The following is a 20,160-nucleotide window of genomic DNA, read 5'->3' on the forward strand; positions in this document are numbered from 1 at the left end:
GCGGCGCGGATTGGCGGAATGGCGGCCGATTGGCAAGCCGTGCGGCGGGGAAGCTTGAACACCGGCCCTACCCGGCTTAACCGCCGGATATGTCCGATGATCCGCGTTTCGGCCTTCGCCGCTCGGTAACGCTGCCGGGGCCGTTGCGCCTCGATGGCGGCGTGCTGTTCTCGCCGGTAGACATCGCCTATGAGACCTATGGCACGCTGAACCCGCAAGCGAGCAACGCCATCCTCGTCTGCCACGCGCTGACCGGCGACCAGCACCTCGCCTCCGAGCATCCCGTCACCGGCAAACCCGGCTGGTGGAGCCGCATGGTAGGTCCCGGCAAGCCGATCGATACAAACCGCTGGTTCGTGGTCTGCTCGAACGTGCTGGGCAGCTGTCTCGGCTCGTCGGGCCCGGCGACGATCAACCCCGCGACCGGCCAGCCCTGGGGCATGCAGTTCCCGGTCATCACCATCCGCGACATGGTCCGCGCGCAAGCCATGCTGCTCGATCATCTCGGCATCGATCGCCTGTTCGCGGTGGTCGGCGGGTCGATGGGCGGCATGCAGGCGCTCAGCTGGGCGGCGACCTTCCCCGAGCGGGTGCGCGCCGCGGTGGTGATCGCATCCGCCGCACGGCATTCGGCGCAGAACATCGCCTTCCACGAAGTCGGTCGCCAGGCGATCATGGCGGACCCGAAGTGGCGCGGCGGCGCCTATTACGAGGCGCAGGATCCCCCCGCCGCCGGCCTCGCCGTCGCCCGGATGGCGGCGCACATCACCTATTTGTCCGAAGCCGGCCTCACCGCAAAGTTCGGCCGCAAGCTGCAAGGTCGCGAAACCAAGACCTTCGGCTTCGACGCCGACTTCCAGGTCGAGAGCTATCTGCGCCACCAGGGGCTGGCCTTCGTCGACCGCTTCGACGCCAACTCCTATCTCTATATCACGCGCGCCTTGGATTACTTCGACTTGGCCGAGGAGCATGGCGGCCTGCTCGCCAACGCCTTCCGCCAATCGCAGGCCCGATTCTGCGTGGTGAGCTTTGATACCGACTGGCTCTACCCCACCGCGGAATCGCGCAGCATCGCCCATGCGCTCAACGCCGCCGGGGCCCCCGCCAGCTTCGTCGAACTCAGCTCGCCCTTCGGCCACGACGCCTTCCTGCTGGAGAGCCCGGAGCTCGACCGCGTGATCGGCGGCTTCCTTGCCGCGGGAGAACGGCCATGACGCTCCGCCCCGACCTCGCGATCATCGCGTCCAATGTGGATCGCGGCGCACGCATCCTCGACGTCGGCTGCGGCGACGGGGCGCTGATGGCGGCGCTGCGCGACGACCGCGGCTGCGATGCGCGCGGCCTCGAGCTGGAGCCGACCAACGTCGCCGCAGCGGTGGGCCGCGGCCTATCGGTGATCCAGGGCGACGCCGATACCGACCTTGCCGACTATCCCGACGACAGCTTCGACTATGCCATCCTCAGCCAGACGCTGCAGACCACCAGGCGGCCCGACTGGGTGCTGGAGCAGCTGCTGCGGATCGGCCGCCATGCCTTCGTGTCGTTCCCCAATTTCGCCCATTGGCGGGTACGCGCCTCGCTGCTGTTCGGGGGGCGGATGCCGGTCACGCGGCTGCTGCCGATCGCCTGGTATGCGACGCCCAACATCCACCATGTCACCGTCGACGATTTCCGCGCGCTGGTGAAGGAACGGGGGATCGCGATCGAGGGCGCCTGGTTCCTCTCGGGTGATCAGCAGACCGGCTCCGGGCTCGCCAATCTGCTCGCCGAACACGCCGTTTTCCTGTTGAGGCACGATCGATGACCGACGTCACCCTGCTCGCCACCCATGCGGCGTACCGCGACGATATCGGCGACCTCGTCACCCGCCGCCCCGTGCCGGGGCCAGGGCTGGAGCGGATCGGCGCCTTCCTGTTCCTCAACCATCACGGGCCGCAGCGCTATCGGGCGAACAATCGCGGCCTCCCCTTCGGCCCGCACCCGCATCGCGGTTTCGAGACAGTGACCTTCATCCTCGAAGGCTCGCTCGCGCACACCGATTCGGCGGGGCATGAAAGCATCATCCGGGCCGGCGGCGTGCAGTGGATGACCGCCGGGCGCGGCATCGTCCACGCCGAGGTCTCGCCGGACGAGTTCAAACGCGACGGCGGGCCGATGGAGATCCTGCAGCTCTGGGTGAACTTGCCCAGCCAACTGAAAATGACCGCGCCGCGTTATGTGGGGCTGCAATCCGATGCTTTTCCCGCCGTGCAGGCCGGGCAGGGCACGACGGTGCACCTCGTCTCCGGGCGCTTCGACGGCCAGACCGGACCAATCGAGTCGCTGACCGGCTTGTTCCTCTGCTGGGCCGAACTGGCGCGGGGCGCCACCCTGAGCTTCGACGGCATCGGCGGGCGGGACCTGTTCCTCTACGCGGTGCGCGGCGGCGTGCGCGTGGGCGAGCGGAGCCTGCCGCAATGGCACCTCGCGAACCTTTCGGCGGGCGACACGCTCACGCTCACTGCCGACGATCCGGCGCTGGTCCTGTTCGGCCACGCCGCGCCGATTGCCGAACCGGTCGTCGCGCATGGCCCGTTCGTGATGAATTCGGTGGAGGAAATCCGCCAAGCCTATGCCGATTATCAGCGCGGCAGCTTTGGCGTAGCGGAGATCGTCGCCGGCTGAGCGACTTGGCTAGGTGCCCTGTCCCCAGTTGACCGTCACGCGGGTGCGGCCGTTCCGCGCGTCGACGACGATCATCAGGCTACGCTCCGCTTCGTCGCCGGCGGCATAGAGGGTTTCCGTCTCGCGACCGAAGCGCAAGCCGGAGGCATTGGCCTGGGCGCGCGACCAGCCGAGTACCTCCTTTGCGCTTGCCCCCGTCTCATAGACAATCGTGCCGCTCACATGACCCTTGGCGATCCCGTCCTCGCTGGCGATGCACTGCGTTATGAGCGCATCGGCATAGATCGGCACGAAATCCGGCCGATTGCTGCAATCCACCGCCGCGGCAACATTCGCCGGCGTGCCCTCCGCCGCAGCGGAGGCGACATTCTGCGCGACCGGATCGTCGGTCGTGCGCTCGCCTCGTCCGCAGGCCGCGAGCAGAAACAGGGCCAAGGCTGCGCCGATGTGGTTCCGCCAGGGATATGCCATGCGCGCCTGCCTTTCGCCCCTGCCGGGGAATGGGTGATGGCGGCAGAACGCACCTGCCGCCCTTTCGGCTCACCCCCGCTGCAACTGTCGCACCGCATGGTCGGCAGCGCGCACCGTCAGCGCCATGAAGGTCAGCGACGGATTCACGCACGAGATCGAGGCCATCTGCGCGCCATCGGTGACGTAGACATTGGGCGCATCGTGCGTGCGGCTAAAGCCGTCGAGCACCGAATTGCGCGGATCCGTGCCCATGCGCGCGCCGCCCATCTCGTGGATCGCATCGCCGGGAACGTGCTCGCCTTCGGAGCTGCGCACGTTGATCAGCCCCGCGGCCTTCAGCATTGCTTCGCCCTGCGCCCGCGCATCCGCCATCATCCGCAGTTCGTTTTCGCGGAAAGTGACGTCGAACCGCATCAGCGGCACCCCGAACCGATCCACCTTGCTCGGATGGAGCGACACGCGGTTATCCTTGTAGGGCAGGCATTCGCCGAATGCGCCCATCGAAAAGCGCCAAGGGCCATAGCGGCGCATGCCGTGCTTCATGGATTCGCCAAAGCCCACCGGTGCCGCCACGTCGCGCCGCGCGCTGCCCTGATAGCCATAGCCGCGCCGGAAGCCCACGCCTTCCTCGCCGCCGACATTGCGGAAGCGCGGAATATAGACGCCTCCGGGACGACGACCATATTCGATCAGATCAGTCATCCCCGGAATCTCGCCTTCCACACCCACGCGGAAGATGTGATCCATCACATAGCGGCCCAGCGTGCCGCTGCTGTCGAAATAGCTGCGGTCGCTGCCTGGCGCGCGGGAGTTCATCAGGATCTGCGTCGATGCCATTGCCGATGCGCAGACGAAGACAAGATCGGCCTGCACCACTTCCGCCTGGCCGCTCTTGGCGTCGACATAGCGGACGCCCGTCGCCCGCTTCTTCACGGGATCATATTCAATGTTGGTGACGACCGCGTCGGACTTCAGCGTCAGACGGCCCGTCGCCCGCGCCGCCGGCAGCGTTACCGCCTGGGTGGAGAAATAAGCGCCGAACGAGCAGCCATTGCCGCACTGGTTGCGCAGCTGGCATTTGGTGCGGCCCTGTTCGGGTTTGTCCTCGGTCAGGTTGGACAGGCGGGTATGGATCAGCTTGCGGCCCGGGAACTGCGCCTCCAGCCGCTGCTTCAGCCATTTCTCGGCGACGTTCATCGGCATTGGCGGCTGGAAGTTGCTGTCCGGCAGATGCGGCAGGTTCTCGCGGGACCCGGAAACGCCGATATAGTCTTCCACCCGCGCATACCATGGGGCGATGTCGTCATAGCCGATCGGCCACACGCCATCGACGCCCTCGCGCTTGTTCGCGTCGAAATCCTCCTGGCTCCAGCGGAAGCTCCAACGGCCCCAGATCAGCGATTTGCCGCCGACGGCGCCGGGACGGATCCAGTAAAATTTGCTCCCCTCGTCATAGGCATAGGGGTTCAGCCGGTCGTTATTGTAGAAGCCCATGCTGCTCGGCTGAACATAGCCGAAGCGCGCGATGAAATAGTCCTTTTCGACCAGCGGTCGGGGCATGGCGTTACGGGCGGGCACCTCGAAGGCAGGCTTGCCGTCATAAGGGTAGCCCTCGCCATGCTCGACCATGCGGCCGCGGTCGAGCATCAGCACGCGCAGCCCTTTTTCGGTCAGTTCCTTGGCGGCGAAACCGCCGCTTACGCCGGAGCCAATGACGATCGCATCGAACCTGTTGGTTGCAGCCATGGTGTTCCCCTCCAGGGATCTTGTTCTTAGAAGCGCAGTGCGCGGAGCGTTTTGAAGCTGGTGGTAATGTCGGGCAAATAGGGCGCGGGCGCCTGATCGTTCTCGACATAGAAGTGGCGCACGCCGGCCCCGGCCTTGCGCTTGAACAGCGCCGCGAAGTCGATCGTGCCGGCGCCTACTGCCGTCATGCTGCGGTCGGGGCGCATGTCCTTCACATGATAGGCATAGATCCGGCTGCCGAGCCGATCGATCAGCGCTGACAGATCCTGTCCGGCGAATTTCGCCCAGTAGAGATCGAGCTCGATCTTCACCAAGGTGGGATCCGTTTCCTTCAGGAACCGCTCGTACAGGCTCACGCCGCCGGGTTGGACGGTGAACTCGAAATCATGGTTGTGATACGCGAAGCCAAGGCCCGCCTTCTTCAGATCGGCGGCGAAGCGGTTGAAGTTGGGTAGCGCCTTCTGCCAGCCTTCTTCGGTACGATGCTCTGCGGTCATGTACGGCAGCACCACCGTATCGGCGCCCAGCGTCTTCGCCCGCGCTACCGACTGCTCGAACTGGCCGAGCAACGCATCATAGCCGACATGGATCGATGGGGAACGCAGGCCGACGCGGTCCATCGTCTGGCGCAGCATCGCGGCATCCATCGCCTCATAGCCACCGCCACCGAATTCGACCTCGCGATAGCCGATGCTTGCGATCGCTTCGAGCGTGGCGGCCGGATCCTTCTGGAAGAGATCGCGCACCGTGTAGAGCTGGATGCCGATCGCCTGGAGGCTGGCGGCGTGCGCCGGCGGCACGACCCGGTCGAGCAGGAGCACGGCCGCAGCGCCGCCGGCGCCTGCGAGCAGAGTACGACGGCTGATCATCATGCGCTGTACACCTTGTTGACCTGAGAATAGGGAAAGGCGCCGTTATATTCGCCGGGCACCGGCAGATATTCGCGCTCCTGCGTGATGCCGATCTCCGACGTGTAATATCCTGCGATCACCATCTGCCGGAATGCATCGAAGAAGGGCTTGCCACCCTGGATCTCGCCGTTCATCGCCAGTGTGAGCAGCGCATCGTGCTGCGCGGGAGTCGCCTTGGTCGCGGCAATCTTATAGTCCTGCTGGCACCGTGCCTCGATTGCGTCGAGGCCGGCCAGGATCGGGATGCGATCATCCGGCGCCGCCCAGTCGGCGAGCAGCTTCTCGATGAACGCAGGAACGCCCGCAGCGATCGCGCCGGGCGTGTCCGTGGTCGGGATCACGCGCTCGCTCAGCGCCGTCATCAACGTCCGCTGGGGAGGGTTGAACACCGCGACGCTGGGCGGGCCGTCGCTGATCAGCTCGGTGGCCGCCACCTGGGCCGCGCGCGCTAGGGGCGCGAACAAGCCCGCACCGAACATGGCGGCAACACCGGCCAGCGCCGTTCTGCGATCGATCATTTGCCTGCTCCCGGAAGGTCTTGCGCGATCGCTGCCTCGGGCAGCGGGCGGACCCAGATGTTGCGGAACGAAACCGGCGAGTCATGGTCCTGCAGCTGGATCGGCAGGGCATCGGCATGCGCCGTATATTCGGCGACGTGGCGCCAGTTGGTGGTGCCGAGCATCGCCTGATGGTTCTGCACCAGCACGCCGTTCAGAAAGGCCGTGATGTACGCCGGTCGCAGCAGCTTGCCATCGGCGGCAAAGCGGGGGCGCTCGAAGACGATATCGTAGCTCTGCCACTCGCCGGGCTTGCGCGACGGGTTCACCAGCGGCGGCTTCCAGCCGTAGACTCCGCCGACGGTGCCGTCGGCGTAGGTGGGGTTCTGATAGCCGTCGAGGATCTGGATCTCGTAGCGCTGCATGAACCAGATGCCGCTATTGCCCCGATCCTGCGAACTCTTAGTCGGCGGGTTGGGCGAACGGAACTCCAGATGGAGCTGGACGTCGCCGAAGCTCCGCTTGGTGATCAGCGCATTCTCGCCGCCGCTGCTGGCGCGCGTGGGAACAGTGAGTACGCCGTTGGCAACCGGCCAAAGCTTGCGCTGGGCCTGCCAGGCATCGAGAGAGCGGCCATCGAACAGCATGATCGCATCCGAAGGCGCGCCGCCGGGCTGGGCGGCGGGAGTCACGACGCTGGGGTACGGCCGATCGCTGTCATGGACGTGCCAGTTCCCGCCAGGCAGGATCGGGGTGTCCTTAAACCCCGGTTTCTCCTGCGCGACCGCCGGGGTGGCGGCAAGTGCCGCCAGTCCGGCAAGCAGCAGGGTGCTGCATCTCGACATCTTTTCTCTCCCCTCAGACGGCGTCGATCGTGCGATAGGCGGCGACCAGCCGCTCTTCGCCTGCGCGCCCCTTGATCGAATTGCCGTGTTCCATCCCGATCACGCCGGCATAGTTCCGCCCGCGCAGCCAGCGGACGATGGTTGCATAGTTGACTTCGCCGCTGCCCGGCTCGTTGCGACCGGGATTGTCGCCGAACTGGATATAGCCGATCTCGTCCCAGCACATGCCGAGCGTCGGGATCAGGTTCCCGGACTGGATCTGCTCATGATAGAGGTCGGCGAGGATCTTGGTGCCCGGGCTGTTCGCCCCGCGCGCCACGGCGTAGCCCTGCGCGATCGTCTGCATATACACGCCGGGATGGTTGGTGCGGGTGTTGAGCGGCTCCATCACCAACGCCATGTTGTGTGGGGCGACAATGTCGCCGGCCCGGCGCATCACGTCGATCACTCGCGCCGTCTGGATGTCGATCGGCACCTTTGGGTCCATGAACCCGGTCACCACCGTCATCCGCGTCGCGTTCAGCCGCTTGGCGACATCGATGGACTTGCGGATATCCGCGAGGAACGCCTCGCGCTCCGCGCCGTCGTTCGCACCGAGGATTGGCCGCGACTGCGACCATTTCGGCATGCTGGCGACGAACACGCCCATCTTCATGCCGCGGCTGGACAGCGCCTTGGCCATCTGGGTCTGCTCGTCGACCGTGCGGCCGGCGGCTTCATTGTCCTCCCAGGCGGTGAACCCCTGGTCCGCGGCGAAGGCGATCTGTTCGATTCGCCCGCCGCGGCTGGCGAAGCTGCCCTCGTGCGGAGCATAGTGCATCGAAAAACGCGCGGCGTTCGATTGGCCGCGCGCGGCGGAGGCGACCAGCGGGGCAGCGGCGGCCCCTACCAAAACGGTGCGGCGCGACACGCTCATTTGCCGCTTGCCGCCTTGAGATAGGCGATGATCTGCGCACGCTTTGCGGCATCGGCCATGCCGATCGGCATTCGCGTACCAGGAACCTTCTTCATCGGCGCGGCCAGGAACTGGTCCAGCGTCGCCGCATCCCATTGCAGCTTCGAATTCTTGAGCGCGGTGGAATAGTTGAAGCCGGGCAGCGAGGCGGCCGGACGGCCGACGACACCGTTGAGGTTGGGGCCGACACCGTTCCTACCGCCCTTTTCGACGGTGTGGCACGCCTTGCACGCCGCGAAGGCCGGGGGGGCTGCGGTCTGTGCCCAGGCGGCCGGGCTGGCCGTCAGCGCCGCAGTCGCGGCAAGCGCCATCCAGAACTTCATTCACGCTCTCCAGAAACGATTTCGGTCCATTTGTGGTCGGCATGCGCGTTGGCGATCATCGCCTCGACGAACGCCATGGTGCGCAGGCCATCCCGCACGCCTGGGCAGCCGCCGCCCTGCTCGCCGCGGATCGCCGCCGCGAAGCCGCGGTACAGATTGGCGAACGCCTCGACATAGCCTTCGGGGTGCCCGGCGGGGGTTCGCAGCAGCAGCTTGGTGCTCGGCCCCAGGCCTGGTCCACCCGCGCGCAGCGTTTCCGCCGGGCGATCGAGCCAGCGTAGGGTGAGCGTGTTCGGCTCCATCTGCGCCCATTCCAGCCCGCCGCGCTCGCCATGGATGCGCAGGCGCAGCCCGTTTTCCTCGCCAGCGGCGACCTGCGTCGCCTTGAGCGTCCCGCGTGCGCCACCGGCAAAGCGAAGCAGCGCACTGACATCGTCGTCGAGCCGGCGGCCCGGCACATGGATCGCGAGTTCGGCAGCCAGCGTTTCGACGCGCAAACCCGAAACATGCTCGGCAAGGTGAAAGGCGTGGGTGCCGATGTCGCCCAGGCAACCGCCCAACCCGGCGCGGGCCGGATCGGTGCGCCATTCGGCCTGCTTGTTGCCTTCAGTGTCTAACGGCGCGCTCAGCCAGCCCTGGATATATTCCACCTGCACGAGCCGGATCGCTCCGAAATCACCGCGAGCGACGCGGGCTCGCGCCTCTTCAACCAGCGGGTAGCCGCTATAGGTGAAGGCGAGACCGAACTGCTTGCCGCTCGCTGTCGCCGCGCCGGCAATGGCGCGGGCCTCGTCGCCGTTCATCGCCATCGGCTTTTCGCAGAAGACGTGAAAGCCGGCGTTCAGCGCAGCAATAGCGACGGGAGCGTGGAGATGGTTGGGGGTGACGATTGCCACCGCATCAATCCGCTCATTTTCCGGCAGCGCCGCTTCGCCCGCGAGCAGTTCGCCATAGGTGGCATAGACCCGCGCCGGATGAAGACCGAGCAGGTCGCCGGTACGCGCATTCTTGCCCGCATCGGTGCTGAACGCGCCCGCCGCCAGTCGCCAGTCACCGTCGAGCGCCGCCGCCATGCGGTGCACGGCGCCGATGAACGCGCCTTCGCCACCGCCGACCATGCCGAGCTTGAGCGGATGCCGGATCATGCCCGCCCACGCTCCAGCCCGAGCAGCGTGCGGATCGCGTCCTTGTCGACGCCACTCGAGGCGAAATCGTCGAACGCACGGCCGGTGACGCGGATGATATGGTCGCGAATGAATGGCGCGCCTTCACGGGCGCCGTCCTCGCTGTTCTTTAGCGCGCATTCCCATTCGATCACCGCCCAGCCGCGATAGCCATATTGGGCGAGCTTGCTGAAGACGCCGACGAAATCGACCTGCCCGTCGCCGGTCGAGCGGAAGCGCCCGGCGCGGTCCGCCCAGCTCTCATAGCCGCCATAGACGCCGCTGCGCCCGGTGGGATTGAACTCGGCATCCTTGACGTGGAAGCACGAGATGCGATCGTGATAGCGATCGATGAAGTCGAGATAGTCGAGCTGTTGCAGCACATAGTGCGACGGATCGAACAGGATACGCGCTCGAGGATGGTTGCCCACCGCCGCCAGGAAGCGCTCCCAGGTCGCGCCGTCGTGGATGTCCTCGCCCGGATGGATTTCGAACGCGCAATCGACGCCGGCATCTTCAAACACGTCGAGAATCGGCAGCCAGCGGCGGGCGAGTTCGGCGAATGCCTCTTCCACCAGCCCGGCCGGGCGCTGCGGCCACGGATAGACATAGGGCCAGGCGAGCGCGCCGGAGAAAGTGGCATGCGCCTTCAACCCCAGCCGGGCGCTGGCGCGCGCGGCGAGCTTAACCTGCTCGACGGCCCAAGCCTGGCGCTCGGCCGGCTTGCCGTGGAGCTCGGCAGGCGCGAAACCGTCGAACAACGTGTCATAGGCCGGGTGCACCGCCACCAGCTGCCCCTGCAGGTGCGTCGACAGCTCGGTCGGCTGGATGCCGAACTTGTCGAGCCGGGCGCGGAGATCGTCGCAATAGGCTTGGCTTTCGGCCGCTTGCTTCACATCGATCAGGCGCGGATCGCACGGGATCTGCACCCCGACATAACCGAGCCCTGCGGCCCATTCGGCCAGATGATCGAGCGTGTCGAACGGCGCCTGGTCGCCGAGGAACTGGGCGAGGAAGATGGCCGGGCCCTGCATCGCGGTCATGCGCGCGCCTCCTTGGCGGGATTTTTGAAGGTGATCTGGAAGAGCAGCGCGATGACCGCTGCCGCGACCGCCGGGTACCACCAGAGCTGGTGCCAGTCGGCCGGCATCGCATTAGCCGGCAGCTGCGCATAGAGCAGTCCGCCGATCTGCGAGCCGAGCAGCATGCCCACGCCATAGGTGAACAGCGTCAGCATCCCCTGCGCCTGAGCATTGACACCCTTCGGCGTTGCGATGGTGCCGGTGTAGATTGCGCCGGCGACGAAAAAGAAATCGTAGCAAACACCGTGAAGCGCAACGCCAAGATAGATCGCCCAGATCCCGCCGGCGCCGTCGCCGATCGCGAACAGGGCATAGCGCAGCGCCCAGGCGATCATGCCGACGAGCAGCAGCGGCTTCACGCCGAAGCGGCGATACAGCCACGGCATCGAGAACATGAAGACCAGTTCGGACATCTGCCCGATCGCCAGCGTGCCGCCGACATTCTCGATCCCCGCCGCACCGATAAAGGGCGAAGCATAGGCATAATACATCGCCAGTGGGATCGAGATCAGCGTGGCGCAGAGCATGAAGACGAGGAAGGAACGGTTGCGCATCAGGCCGAAGGCTTCGGTGCAGAACACCTCGGCAACAAGGCTCTGGCCCTGCGGGGCATCGGGCTGAACGTTCGGCAGAGTGACGCTGTACAGGCCGAGCGCAAGCGACACCACGCCGGCGACCTGGAAGATCTGCGGACTGGCAGAAAGCCCGGCCCAGCCGATGATCAGCCCCGCGACGATCCAGCCGAGCGTGCCGAAGGCGCGGACAAAGGGGAAGCGATCCACGCGTTCGCCGAAGCTCTTGAGCGCAATGGTGTTCGCCAAGCCCACGGTGGGCATGTAGAGGATCATATACCCAAGCAGCAGCCAGACGAAGCTGGCGCCATGTTCCGGCGTGAGCAGCGTCGGCAGCACGAACAGCAGAGCGCCCCCGACGAGGTGCAGCACCACCATCAGCATCTTGGGGCTGAGGAACCGTGCCGCCGCCATGCCGAGCAGGAAAGATCCGACGATCGAGGCAATCGGGCCGACGGAAAAGGCGTTGGCGATCAGGCTACCGACACCCATGGTCTGCATTACCAGGCCCAAGGTTACGTTCCACGCCCCCCAGACGAAGAATTGCATGAACATCAGCGCGCTGAGGCGCCCCGTTAGCAAACCCGATGCCGGGCCTGCGGTGCCCGCACTTGCCCCTTCTGCAGCGACCATGCGCTATCCTCTCCCCGAACGCGGCGTTCCCGCTGTCGAATCGCAGCCTAGGCACCACCGCCGATGATGTAAAGGATTACATCGTTTCCTATCGACACGCTTGTCGCCAAGCGACATGACGAGCGGATGACGACGATCATCGAAGTCGCGGCCGCCGCCGGCGTTTCGACGGCCACCGTGTCGCGCGTGCTCAGCCAGCCCGATCGGGTGGCAGCGGCAACGCGGGTGCGGGTGCTCGAAGTCGTTGATGCGCTTGGATATCGCCCCAATGTGGCGGCCCGTACGCTGCGCACGCTGCGCGCCGCGAAGATTCTGCTGACGGTGCCCGATATCTCCAACCCGTTCTTCGCCAGCGTGATTCGCGGCGCGGAGGAAGCGGCCCGCGACGCCGGCTATGCCATGGTGCTGGGCGATACGCGCCACGACGCGCAGGTCGAGGATCAATATGCCGAAATGCTGTCGCGCCGCGAAGTGGACGGGCTCGTCTTTCTCGGCCATCGCCTGCCGGCCAGCCTGGCGCCGCTGGTCGCCACCAGTGGCGGCATCGCGCCGATCGTCAATGGCTGCGAATATAGCCCCGATCTGGGCGTGCCCAGCGTGCATATCGACAATGCCGCCGCCAGCGCCGACGCAATCGAGCATCTCGTCGCGCTCGGCCACCATGCGATCGGCATCCTCACCGGCCCGCCGATCAGCCCGATCAGCCGCGATCGCCTGGCGGGCGCGATGCGCGCGGCCGAACGCCATGGGATTGCCGGGCAGATGCAGATCCGCGTCGGCGACTATTCGGCCGATTGCGCCTGCCGCGAGGCACGGTTCCTGCTCGCGGCTGGCGTGACGGCGATCTTCTGCTTCAATGACGAAATGGCCGTCGGGGCGATCAGCGCCATCGACGAGGCGGGTCTGCGCTGCCCTGTCGACGTGTCCGTCATGGGTTTCGACGATCTGCCGCTGTCGCGCTTCTTCCATCCGCCGCTGACCACCATCGCCCAGCCCAAGGCGCTGATCGGCCGCCACGCCGTTGAACTGCTGGTCGATATCCTGCGTGGCGGCGTGCCGCGCGAGCGACAAGTGACGCTCAAGCACGAACTGATCGTACGGCGCAGCACCGCTGCGCCGCCGCGCTGAATCAGTCACGCGCCGCCACGATCCGCGGCAGGCTGCGGATCGGTTCGATGGTGATGCGGCGGAACCAGGTTTCGGCGCCTTCCGACTGCAACTGAATCTGGCCATGGGTCAGCGGCGTGCGACTGCCGTCGGGCGCCACCACTACCAGATCGCGCACCTCGGCCACCGGCACGCCGTTCACCACATGCACCGCCCGGTTGCCGAGCACGTACAAGTCGAGCGTGTTCCATTCGCCGACCGGCTTTTCCGCGTCGACAGCGGCCTCTACGTTCCAGGTGGGCGTGCCGTTGATCATCTCGACGGTGCGACCATCAAGGCGGAACCGCAGATGCGGGGCAATCAGCGCTGGATCGACCACCGCATTCGTCTGCGCGCGTACCTGGCGGCCGACCATCACGATCATGCCCGTCGAGCCGCGCATGATCTCGAATTCGGCCGAGGGGCGCCAGGTGCCGAACACCTCTCCCGCCCGTCCATGCGTGTGATAGAGCAGGCCGTTATTCTGCGGCAGGCTTTTGCGCGGGGCGAAGGTATGCGTGCCCCATTTGAACTGCAGCCGCAGATGATAATCGCGCAGATCGCTACGGTGGACCAGGCTACCCCAGGTCTCGCCCTTGATCCAGATCGCCGGTTCGCCATCGACATTGCGTACGGCGAAATCGCCGCTGGTGTCGCGGCTGGTGCCGATCGGCGTGGCGCTGCTATCCGCGCGATAGGTGATCGCAGGATCGGCATAGCCCAGCCAGGGCTGCCAATCGCCAAGCGTTCGCCCGTCGAACAGCGTTGTCGCCTTGCCAGCGGGCTTGGGGATGTCGGCAAGCACCAGGCGCTGCGGCTTGCCCGCCGGAGCCCCCGCCACGGCGCGGGCCTGATCCAGCGATTCCTGGCCCGCCGCCGATCCGGCCGGCAGCACCAGCAGCAACGCCAAGCTTCGTATCATGTGCCTGCATCCCCCTTCGCGCGCGCCAGCGTAACGCGCTGACGGGCTTATGCAATTTTCGCCGCAATCGGTCGCGCGGGGGATGGTAGCGCTATCCGTTGGCCGTGCAACCCACCAAAGGTGGTAGATCGAGCCGTTGCGGCCCAGCGCCGGACCTGGTCCGGTCCGGCGCGGACCGACGCATCAGAACGGTACGTCGTCGTCCAGATCGTCCGGGAAGCCGCCGCCAAAGCCGCCGCCGCTCGTCGCACCGCCGCTGCGCTGGCCGCCCCCGTTGAAGGTACCGCCGCGGCCGCCCGACGCACCGCCCCCGCCAAACGACTCGTCCGCGCCCCAATCGTCGCCGCCGCTGCTACGGCCGCCACCCATGCCCGCACCCTGGCCGCCGCCGGGTCCGTCGAGCAGCACCATCTGCGCGTTGAAGCCCTGCAGCACGATTTCGGTCGAATAGCGATCGGCGCCGCTCTGGTCCTGCCACTTGCGGGTCTGCAGCTGACCTTCGAGATAGACCTTGCTGCCCTTGCGCAGATAGCGCTCCGCAACGTTGGCGAGACCTTCGGAGAAGATCTTCACCGTGTGCCATTCGGTCTTCTCGCGCTTCTCGCCGCTGCTGCGATCCTTCCAGCTTTCCGACGTGGCGATGCGCAGTTCCACCACCTTGCCGCCATTCTGGAACGACCGCGATTCGGGGTCGCGCCCCAAATTGCCGACCAGGATCACTTTGTTGACGCTGCCCGCCATGCTTCAAAAACTCCGATGATTGGGTGGTGCGCCCACGCGGCGGGGCGCTAAAAAGACTCTGATATGGCCGAGATCATTAACCTGAACAAAGCGCGAAAAGCGAGAGCGAAAGCGACGGCCGAGGCACAGGCCGTGGCCAACCGCGCCCGCTTCGGCCGCACCAAGGCCGAAAAGGCGCGGGACGCGGCGGAGGCCGAACGCAAGCTGCGCACGCTCGACCAGGCCAAGCGCGAGACGCCGGAGGACTGACGCCAGCTCTGCTGTCCGGGGCAAGAGGGATCGGGCGAGACTGGGCGCCCTCACCGTTCCCCCGGGTCGCGGCTCCCGCTCTTTGCCGGGGGGCATTCACACCCTTTCGAATGGAGGTTGAGAGCGACCGGCGCATGCCGCGCGCTTTCGAAGCTCACCCCACCGCTTTGCCGCTGTCAAAGCGGAACGCATCATGTACAACGGCCACAGACCGATGCAGCCGCCGCTCCCCTATCCCGCCCTGCATGCCAGCCATTCCGGCGTGTGGATCGCCACGGCCGAAGGAACGCGCGGGCTGAGCCGGGGCGAGGCCATCCGGATCGCGGCGGACACGCCGGTACTGCTGCTCAACGCGCCGCTGGTCGGCCAGCGGCTCGGCCATCCCGAGCTAAGCGGGCTGGATCTGCTCGAGCTGTTCGCCTTTCTACGCCCTGCCCGCTTCATGGTCCCGACACCCAAGGGCCTTGCCCGTGCCTGTGGCCTGGAGCCGCCGAAGGACGATGCGGAGGTCGCCGCCTTTCTCCGCGAGGCGGCCGCTGCGCTGCTGGCGCTGCCCGAGGGCAACTGGCCCGAGCGCGAAGGCGCATGGCACGGGCTGCAATCGCTCGCCCGGCTCCGCTGGCCCTGGGCCGCCCCACTTGGCCAGCGCGTCGCCAAGCCGGAACGGGCCGAACGCTGGCTGTTCTCCAAGCTTCCCGAATGGGAGGAAAGCGCGCCGCGACCGGCGCCGCGCACCATCACCCTCGACCCCGTTGACGTCGCCGAGCGCCTGGCCCGCTTGACCGGCAATGGCGCCGAACGCCGGCAGGGCCAGCGCGACTATGCCGAAGCGGCGGCGCAGGCCTTCGCGCCGCGGAGCGTGCCGGATACGCCCAATCTGGTGCTGGCCGAAGCCGGCACCGGCATCGGCAAGACGCTCGGCTACCTTGCCCCCGCCTCGGTCTGGGCAGAGCGCTCGGGCGGGCCGGTATGGGTCTCCACCTTCACCAAGGCGCTGCAACGCCAGCTCGGCAAGGAAGGCGAGCGGCTGTTTCCCGATGCCGAGCAGCGCCGCGCGCGCATCGTGACGCGCAAGGGCCGCGAGAATTATGTCTGCCTGCTCAACCTGGAGGATGCGCTGCAGGGCGGCTTTGCCGGGCGCGCAGCGATCCTCGCGCAGCTGGTGGCGCGCTGGGCCGCCTATACCGCCGATGGCGACATGGTCGGCGGCGACCTGCCCGGCTGGCTCCCCACCCTCTTCCGCCGCAACGGATCGACCGCGCTGACCGATCGGCGCGGCGAGTGCATCTATGCCGGCTGCCCGCATTATCGGAAATGCTTCATCGAGCGCGCCGCCCGCGCCAGCGCCGATGCCGATATCGTTATCGCCAACCATGCGCTGGTGATGGTCAACGCCGCGCGCGGCCGCGAGAACCAGACGCGCCCCACCCGCTATGTGTTCGACGAAGGCCATCACCTGTTCGACGCCGCCGACGCGATGTTCTCGGTCGCGCTCACCGGGCAGGAATCGATCGAGCTCCGCCGCTGGCTGACCGGCCCCGAGTCCGGCTCGCGGGGACGCCGGCGGGGCCTCGCCGCGCGCCTCTCCGACGTCGCCAGCTATGACGATGCCGGCGGCCGCGCCATTTCCGAAGCCGTGGACGCTGCCCGCGCGCTGCCAAGCGACGGCTGGCTGCAGCGGCTGAACGAAGGCGAACCGTTCGGACCCGTGGAAGCGCTGCTCGCAGCCGTGCGCGGCCTGGTCTATGCCCGCGACGCCAACGGCTCGGCGGACGCCGGCTATGGGCTCGAAACCGAACTCACCGAACCCGATGCGGCGCTGGTCGAGGCCGCGGGCATTGCCACGGCGGCGCTCGATGCGCTGCTCCGCCCGATGGTGGTGCTCGGCCGCCGGCTGGAAGCGGTGCTGGCCGAGGCACCCGACTGGATGGACGGCCCGGCGCGGGCGCGGATCGAAGGGGCAGTGGCCTCGCTCGGCTGGCGGGTCGATACGGTTGGCGCCTGGCTGGCCCTGATCGCGCGGATCGGCGGGCCGGCCGATCCCGAATTCGTCGACTGGCTTGCCGTCGATCGCGTCGATGGCCGCGAATATGACGTCGGCCTGCATCGGCACTGGCTCGATCCCGCCCGGCCGCTGGCGAAGACCGTGCTGGAGCCCGCGCACGGCGTGCTCGTCACTTCCGCCACTCTGCGCGCCGGCGGCGACTGGGATGTGGCGGAGGCGCGCTCCGGCGCCACCCACTTGCTGCGCCCCGCGCAACGCTTCGAAGCGAAGAGCCCGTTCGACTATCCCAACCAGGCCGAGGTGCTGATCGTCACCGACGTGAAGCGTGGCGACCTGCCCGCGCTCGCCAATGCCTATGCCCGGCTGATCGCCGCGGCGGGCGGCGGCACGCTCGGGCTGTTCACCGCGATCCGGCGACTGCGCGCGGTGCATGCCCGCATCGCCGACCGGCTGGCGCGCGACGGGCTGCCGCTGCTCGCCCAGCATGTCGATCCGATCGACACTGGCACGCTGGTCGATATCTTCCGCGACGATCCGCGCGCCTCGCTGATCGGCACCGATGCGCTGCGCGACGGCGTGGACGTGCCGGGCGATTCGCTGCGGCTGGTGGTGATGGAAGGCGTGCCCTGGCCCAAGCCGAGCGTGCTCCACGCAGCCCGACGGCTGGCTGGCGGCGGCTCGGCCTATGACGACCGCATCGTTCGCGCGCGGCTCGCCCAGGCGTTCGGCCGTCTGATCCGGCGGGCGGACGATCGCGGCGCCTTCGTGCTGCTCTCCGCCGCCACGCCGTCGCGGCTGCTCGACGCCTTTCCGCCGGGCACGCGCATCACCCGCTGCGCGCTCGACCAGGCGGTGGAGCGGGTTCGGCTTTCCTTGGGCTCCGGCTTGCGGCATGACGCGCCGGCAACCGCCAGCACCAATATCGGGGAAGCATGAAAACACTCCTGGTCCTGCGCCATGCGAAATCGGGGTGGGACGATCCCGTTGCCCGCGATTTCGATCGGCCGCTGAATCCCAAGGGCCAGCGCGCCGCCGTGACGATGGGGCGGTATTTGCGCGAGCAGGGGCTGCGGTTCGATCATGTCGCCGCATCTCCTGCGGTGCGCGTGCAGGAGACGCTAGCGCAGGTGGCGACCGGCTATGGTGCGGCGATCGCGCCGGCCTGGGACCAGAAGCTCTACCTCGCCTCGGTCGGCACGCTGCTCGACGCGATCGAGGCGTTCCCCGATTCGGCAGAAACGGTGCTGCTGTCCGGCCATAATCCGGGGCTGGAGGAACTGGTGCTCGATCTGACCGCCGACAGCGGCGAGTTGCGCGGCGAAGTGGCGCGCAAATTCCCAACCGCCGCTCTGGCCGAACTGCGTTTCACGGTCGATCGCTGGGCCGATGCGCCGAGTGCGGGCGCCGAGCTGCGGCGCTTCGTGCGTCCGCGCGACCTGGATCCGAGCCTGGGGCCGGACGGCTGACAGGCGTCAGCCGTCGGCGTCCAGCGCTTCGGCCAGCGAGTCGCGGATCGCCTGGAGCTCCTCGCCCCGGCCCTTGCCGCGCGCAGCCTTCTCCGAAGCCAGCAGGCGCTGCACGCCGCGAATCGTATAGCCTTCCTGGCTCAGCAGATGGTGGATGCGGCGAACCAGTGCCACGTCTTCCGGGCGGTAATAGCGGCGGTTGCCTGCACGGGTGAGCGGCTTCAGCTGGGGAAACCGCGTTTCCCAATAGCGCAATATGTGCTGTGGCCTGCCGATTTCCGCGGCGAGCTCACCGATGGTTCGCAACGCACCAGCGGCCTTTTCGGTCGCCGGCATGGTCGGTCTCAGCTCGCCGAGACGATGCGATCGCGCATCATCTGGCTGGCCCGGAAGGTGAGGACGCGACGCGGCGCGATCGGCACTTCCACGCCGGTTTTGGGGTTGCGGCCGATCCGCTCGCCCTTGTCCCGAAGCACGAAGCTGCCGAAGCCCGAGATCTTCACATTCTCGCCTCGGGCAAGCGCCTCGCACATATGCTTCAGGATCTGCTCGACCAGCCGCGCCGCGTCGGCGCGAGACAGGCCCACTTCCCGATGCAGCGATTCAGCCAGATCTGCTCTGGTGAGCGTACCTGCAGCACTCATCTCGGCAACTTCCTTCCCTTTGATTGGCTACCCGTACCAGATTGTTACGCGCTATCAAGGATGATGTTGAACGCCTAGAAACGCCTCAGACATACTCTGGAAAAACACGTAATCTTCGTCTTTTCGCCGGCAACGTCAGAACCGCACGACCGCGGCACCCCAGGTGAAGCCGCCGCCCATCGCCTCCAGAACGAGCAGGTCGCCGCGCTGAATGCGCCCGTCGCGCACCGCTGTGTCCAGGGCGAGCGGCACCGACGCGGCCGAGGTGTTGGCGTGCCGATCCACGGTGACGATCACCTTTTCCGGGGCAAGGTCCAGCTTGCGCGCCGTCGCGTCAAGGATGCGGGCATTGGCCTGATGCGGCACGACCCAATCGACGTCGCCCGGCTGTAGCCCGGCTGCGGCAAGCGATTCCTGCATTACAGAAGCGAGATTTACCACCGCGTGGCGAAACACTTCGCGCCCCTTCATCCGCAGCTTGCCGACGGTGCCCGTGGTCGAAGGGCCGCCATCGACATAGAGAAGGTCGTTATACCGGCCATCGGCGTGGAGCTTGGTGGCAAGGATGCCCTGCGGCGATTCGCCATCGGTGTCCTGCGCCTCGAGCACGATCGCGCCGGCGCCATCGCCGAACAACACGCAGGTCGTGCGGTCCTCCCAGTCGAGAATGCGGCTGAACGTTTCCGCGCCGATCACCAGTGCGCGGCGATGCGCGCCGGCGCGCAGCATCGAATCGGCGACCTGCACCGCGTAGAGAAAGCCCGAGCACACCGCCGCCACGTCAAAGGCGACGCAATCGAGGATGCCGAGCGCGCTCTGCACGCGGGTGGCGGTGGCAGGGAAGGTCTGGTCCGGGGTGGCCGTCGCCAGCACGATCAGATCGATGTCGGTCGCAGCGATCCCCGCCGACTCCAGCGCCGCGCGCGCCGCCTGCGTGGCCAGCGTGCCGGTCGATTCGTCTGGTCCGGCGATGTGGCGAAAGCGGATGCCGGTCCGCTCGACGATCCATTCGTCGCTGGTATCGACACGCTCCGCCAGCTCCGCGTTGGAAACACGCTGTGCCGGCAGGGCCGAACCCGTGCCGAGAATCACCGATCGTACGGTCATGCGACCCCTTCTTACCCC

22 protein-coding genes are annotated in these 20,160 nt (G+C 67.1%); 7 read left to right on the forward strand and 15 right to left on the reverse strand.

Annotation, left to right across the window (positions count from 1 at the left end; translation table 11 throughout):
- The first annotated feature begins 89 nt into the window (after nucleotides 1-89).
- From metX to B215_RS0117710, 3 genes are read left to right on the forward strand one after another with little or no spacing between them, the layout of a single operon-like run.
- Nucleotides 90-1,214 (forward strand): homoserine O-acetyltransferase MetX, encoded by a 1,125-nt coding sequence (metX, locus tag B215_RS0117700; protein WP_019370978.1) that lies wholly within the window; start codon nucleotides 90-92, stop codon nucleotides 1,212-1,214.
- On the forward strand, nucleotides 1,211-1,804 hold the full coding sequence (metW, locus tag B215_RS0117705) for a methionine biosynthesis protein MetW (protein ID WP_019370979.1): 594 nt from the start codon (nucleotides 1,211-1,213) through the stop codon (nucleotides 1,802-1,804). Before metX ends, metW begins: the two co-directional genes overlap by 4 nt.
- Complete coding sequence (locus tag B215_RS0117710; RefSeq protein ID WP_019370980.1) at nucleotides 1,801-2,664, forward strand: pirin family protein; 864 nt, start codon at nucleotides 1,801-1,803, stop codon at nucleotides 2,662-2,664. The genes metW and B215_RS0117710 overlap by 4 nt, the downstream gene beginning before the upstream one ends.
- Before the next feature lie 9 nt (nucleotides 2,665-2,673).
- On the opposite strand, the gene B215_RS0117715 is transcribed toward B215_RS0117710, so the two are convergent.
- The 10 genes from B215_RS0117715 to B215_RS0117760 all read right to left on the reverse strand — a co-directional run bounded on the left by B215_RS0117715 (nucleotide 2,674) and on the right by B215_RS0117760 (nucleotide 11,862).
- Complete coding sequence (locus tag B215_RS0117715; protein ID WP_019370981.1) at nucleotides 2,674-3,135, reverse strand: hypothetical protein; 462 nt, start codon at nucleotides 3,133-3,135, stop codon at nucleotides 2,674-2,676.
- Between the two features lie 69 nt (nucleotides 3,136-3,204).
- Complete coding sequence (locus tag B215_RS0117720; protein WP_019370982.1) at nucleotides 3,205-4,881, reverse strand: GMC family oxidoreductase; 1,677 nt, start codon at nucleotides 4,879-4,881, stop codon at nucleotides 3,205-3,207.
- A gap of 26 nt (nucleotides 4,882-4,907) precedes the next feature.
- The gene (locus B215_RS0117725; protein ID WP_019370983.1) at nucleotides 4,908-5,753 is read right to left on the reverse strand and encodes a sugar phosphate isomerase/epimerase family protein; all 846 of its coding nucleotides are present in this window, start codon (nucleotides 5,751-5,753) and stop codon (nucleotides 4,908-4,910) included.
- A complete protein-coding gene (locus B215_RS0117730; RefSeq protein ID WP_019370984.1) occupies nucleotides 5,750-6,310 on the reverse strand; it encodes a gluconate 2-dehydrogenase subunit 3 family protein in 561 nt (186 codons plus the stop codon). The genes B215_RS0117725 and B215_RS0117730 overlap by 4 nt, the downstream gene beginning before the upstream one ends.
- The gene (locus B215_RS0117735; protein WP_019370985.1) at nucleotides 6,307-7,134 is read right to left on the reverse strand and encodes a 3-keto-disaccharide hydrolase; all 828 of its coding nucleotides are present in this window, start codon (nucleotides 7,132-7,134) and stop codon (nucleotides 6,307-6,309) included. Before B215_RS0117735 ends, B215_RS0117730 begins: the two co-directional genes overlap by 4 nt.
- A gap of 13 nt (nucleotides 7,135-7,147) precedes the next feature.
- Nucleotides 7,148-8,050, reverse strand: coding sequence for a hydroxypyruvate isomerase family protein (locus tag B215_RS0117740; RefSeq protein WP_019370986.1), 903 nt, complete (start codon nucleotides 8,048-8,050; stop codon nucleotides 7,148-7,150).
- Nucleotides 8,047-8,412 (reverse strand): c-type cytochrome, encoded by a 366-nt coding sequence (locus tag B215_RS0117745; protein WP_019370987.1) that lies wholly within the window; start codon nucleotides 8,410-8,412, stop codon nucleotides 8,047-8,049. Before B215_RS0117745 ends, B215_RS0117740 begins: the two co-directional genes overlap by 4 nt.
- Nucleotides 8,409-9,557, reverse strand: a complete 1,149-nt coding sequence (locus B215_RS0117750) for a Gfo/Idh/MocA family protein (RefSeq protein ID WP_019370988.1) — start codon at nucleotides 9,555-9,557, stop codon at nucleotides 8,409-8,411. The genes B215_RS0117745 and B215_RS0117750 overlap by 4 nt, the downstream gene beginning before the upstream one ends.
- Complete coding sequence (locus B215_RS0117755; protein WP_019370989.1) at nucleotides 9,554-10,618, reverse strand: sugar phosphate isomerase/epimerase family protein; 1,065 nt, start codon at nucleotides 10,616-10,618, stop codon at nucleotides 9,554-9,556. The genes B215_RS0117750 and B215_RS0117755 overlap by 4 nt, the downstream gene beginning before the upstream one ends.
- Nucleotides 10,615-11,862, reverse strand: a complete 1,248-nt coding sequence (locus B215_RS0117760; protein ID WP_026009378.1) for an MFS transporter — start codon at nucleotides 11,860-11,862, stop codon at nucleotides 10,615-10,617. Before B215_RS0117760 ends, B215_RS0117755 begins: the two co-directional genes overlap by 4 nt.
- Nucleotides 11,863-11,988: 126 nt before the next feature.
- On the opposite strand from B215_RS0117760, the gene B215_RS0117765 reads away from it, so the two are divergent.
- Nucleotides 11,989-12,990 (forward strand): LacI family DNA-binding transcriptional regulator, encoded by a 1,002-nt coding sequence (locus B215_RS0117765; protein WP_019370991.1) that lies wholly within the window; start codon nucleotides 11,989-11,991, stop codon nucleotides 12,988-12,990.
- A 1-nt stretch (nucleotide 12,991) separates the two neighbouring features.
- On the opposite strand, the gene B215_RS0117770 is transcribed toward B215_RS0117765, so the two are convergent.
- Both B215_RS0117770 and ssb read right to left on the reverse strand, forming a co-directional pair.
- Complete coding sequence (locus tag B215_RS0117770; protein ID WP_037514132.1) at nucleotides 12,992-13,930, reverse strand: 3-keto-disaccharide hydrolase; 939 nt, start codon at nucleotides 13,928-13,930, stop codon at nucleotides 12,992-12,994.
- A 183-nt stretch (nucleotides 13,931-14,113) separates the two neighbouring features.
- On the reverse strand, nucleotides 14,114-14,671 hold the full coding sequence (ssb, locus tag B215_RS0117775; protein WP_019370993.1) for a single-stranded DNA-binding protein: 558 nt from the start codon (nucleotides 14,669-14,671) through the stop codon (nucleotides 14,114-14,116).
- Nucleotides 14,672-14,734: 63 nt separating this feature from the next.
- Here ssb and B215_RS0117780 point away from each other — a divergent pair, with 63 nt between their 5' ends.
- From B215_RS0117780 to B215_RS0117790, 3 genes are all read left to right on the forward strand, one after another.
- On the forward strand, nucleotides 14,735-14,920 hold the full coding sequence (locus B215_RS0117780; protein WP_019370994.1) for a DUF4169 family protein: 186 nt from the start codon (nucleotides 14,735-14,737) through the stop codon (nucleotides 14,918-14,920).
- 193 nt (nucleotides 14,921-15,113) lie between these two features.
- Nucleotides 15,114-17,861, forward strand: coding sequence for an ATP-dependent DNA helicase (locus B215_RS0117785; RefSeq protein WP_019370995.1), 2,748 nt, complete (start codon nucleotides 15,114-15,116; stop codon nucleotides 17,859-17,861).
- Complete coding sequence (locus B215_RS0117790; RefSeq protein ID WP_019370996.1) at nucleotides 17,858-18,391, forward strand: SixA phosphatase family protein; 534 nt, start codon at nucleotides 17,858-17,860, stop codon at nucleotides 18,389-18,391. Before B215_RS0117785 ends, B215_RS0117790 begins: the two co-directional genes overlap by 4 nt.
- Before the next feature lie 6 nt (nucleotides 18,392-18,397).
- Here the strand turns inward: B215_RS0117790 and B215_RS0117795 are convergent, their stop codons facing one another.
- The 3 genes from B215_RS0117795 to B215_RS0117805 form a co-directional block, all read right to left on the reverse strand.
- The gene (locus B215_RS0117795) at nucleotides 18,398-18,727 is read right to left on the reverse strand and encodes a MerR family transcriptional regulator (protein ID WP_019370997.1); all 330 of its coding nucleotides are present in this window, start codon (nucleotides 18,725-18,727) and stop codon (nucleotides 18,398-18,400) included.
- An 8-nt stretch (nucleotides 18,728-18,735) separates the two neighbouring features.
- Nucleotides 18,736-19,035: an integration host factor subunit alpha gene (locus tag B215_RS0117800; protein ID WP_019370998.1), complete on the reverse strand. Its 300-nt coding sequence runs from the start codon at nucleotides 19,033-19,035 to the stop codon at nucleotides 18,736-18,738.
- A 135-nt stretch (nucleotides 19,036-19,170) separates the two neighbouring features.
- On the reverse strand, nucleotides 19,171-20,142 hold the full coding sequence (locus B215_RS0117805) for a beta-ketoacyl-ACP synthase III (RefSeq protein ID WP_019370999.1): 972 nt from the start codon (nucleotides 20,140-20,142) through the stop codon (nucleotides 19,171-19,173).
- Nucleotides 20,143-20,160: the final 18 nt, after the last annotated feature.

Origin of the sequence: Sphingomonas sp. ATCC 31555, from assembly GCF_000282895.1 — a bacterium.
GTDB lineage: Bacteria > Pseudomonadota > Alphaproteobacteria > Sphingomonadales > Sphingomonadaceae > Sphingomonas.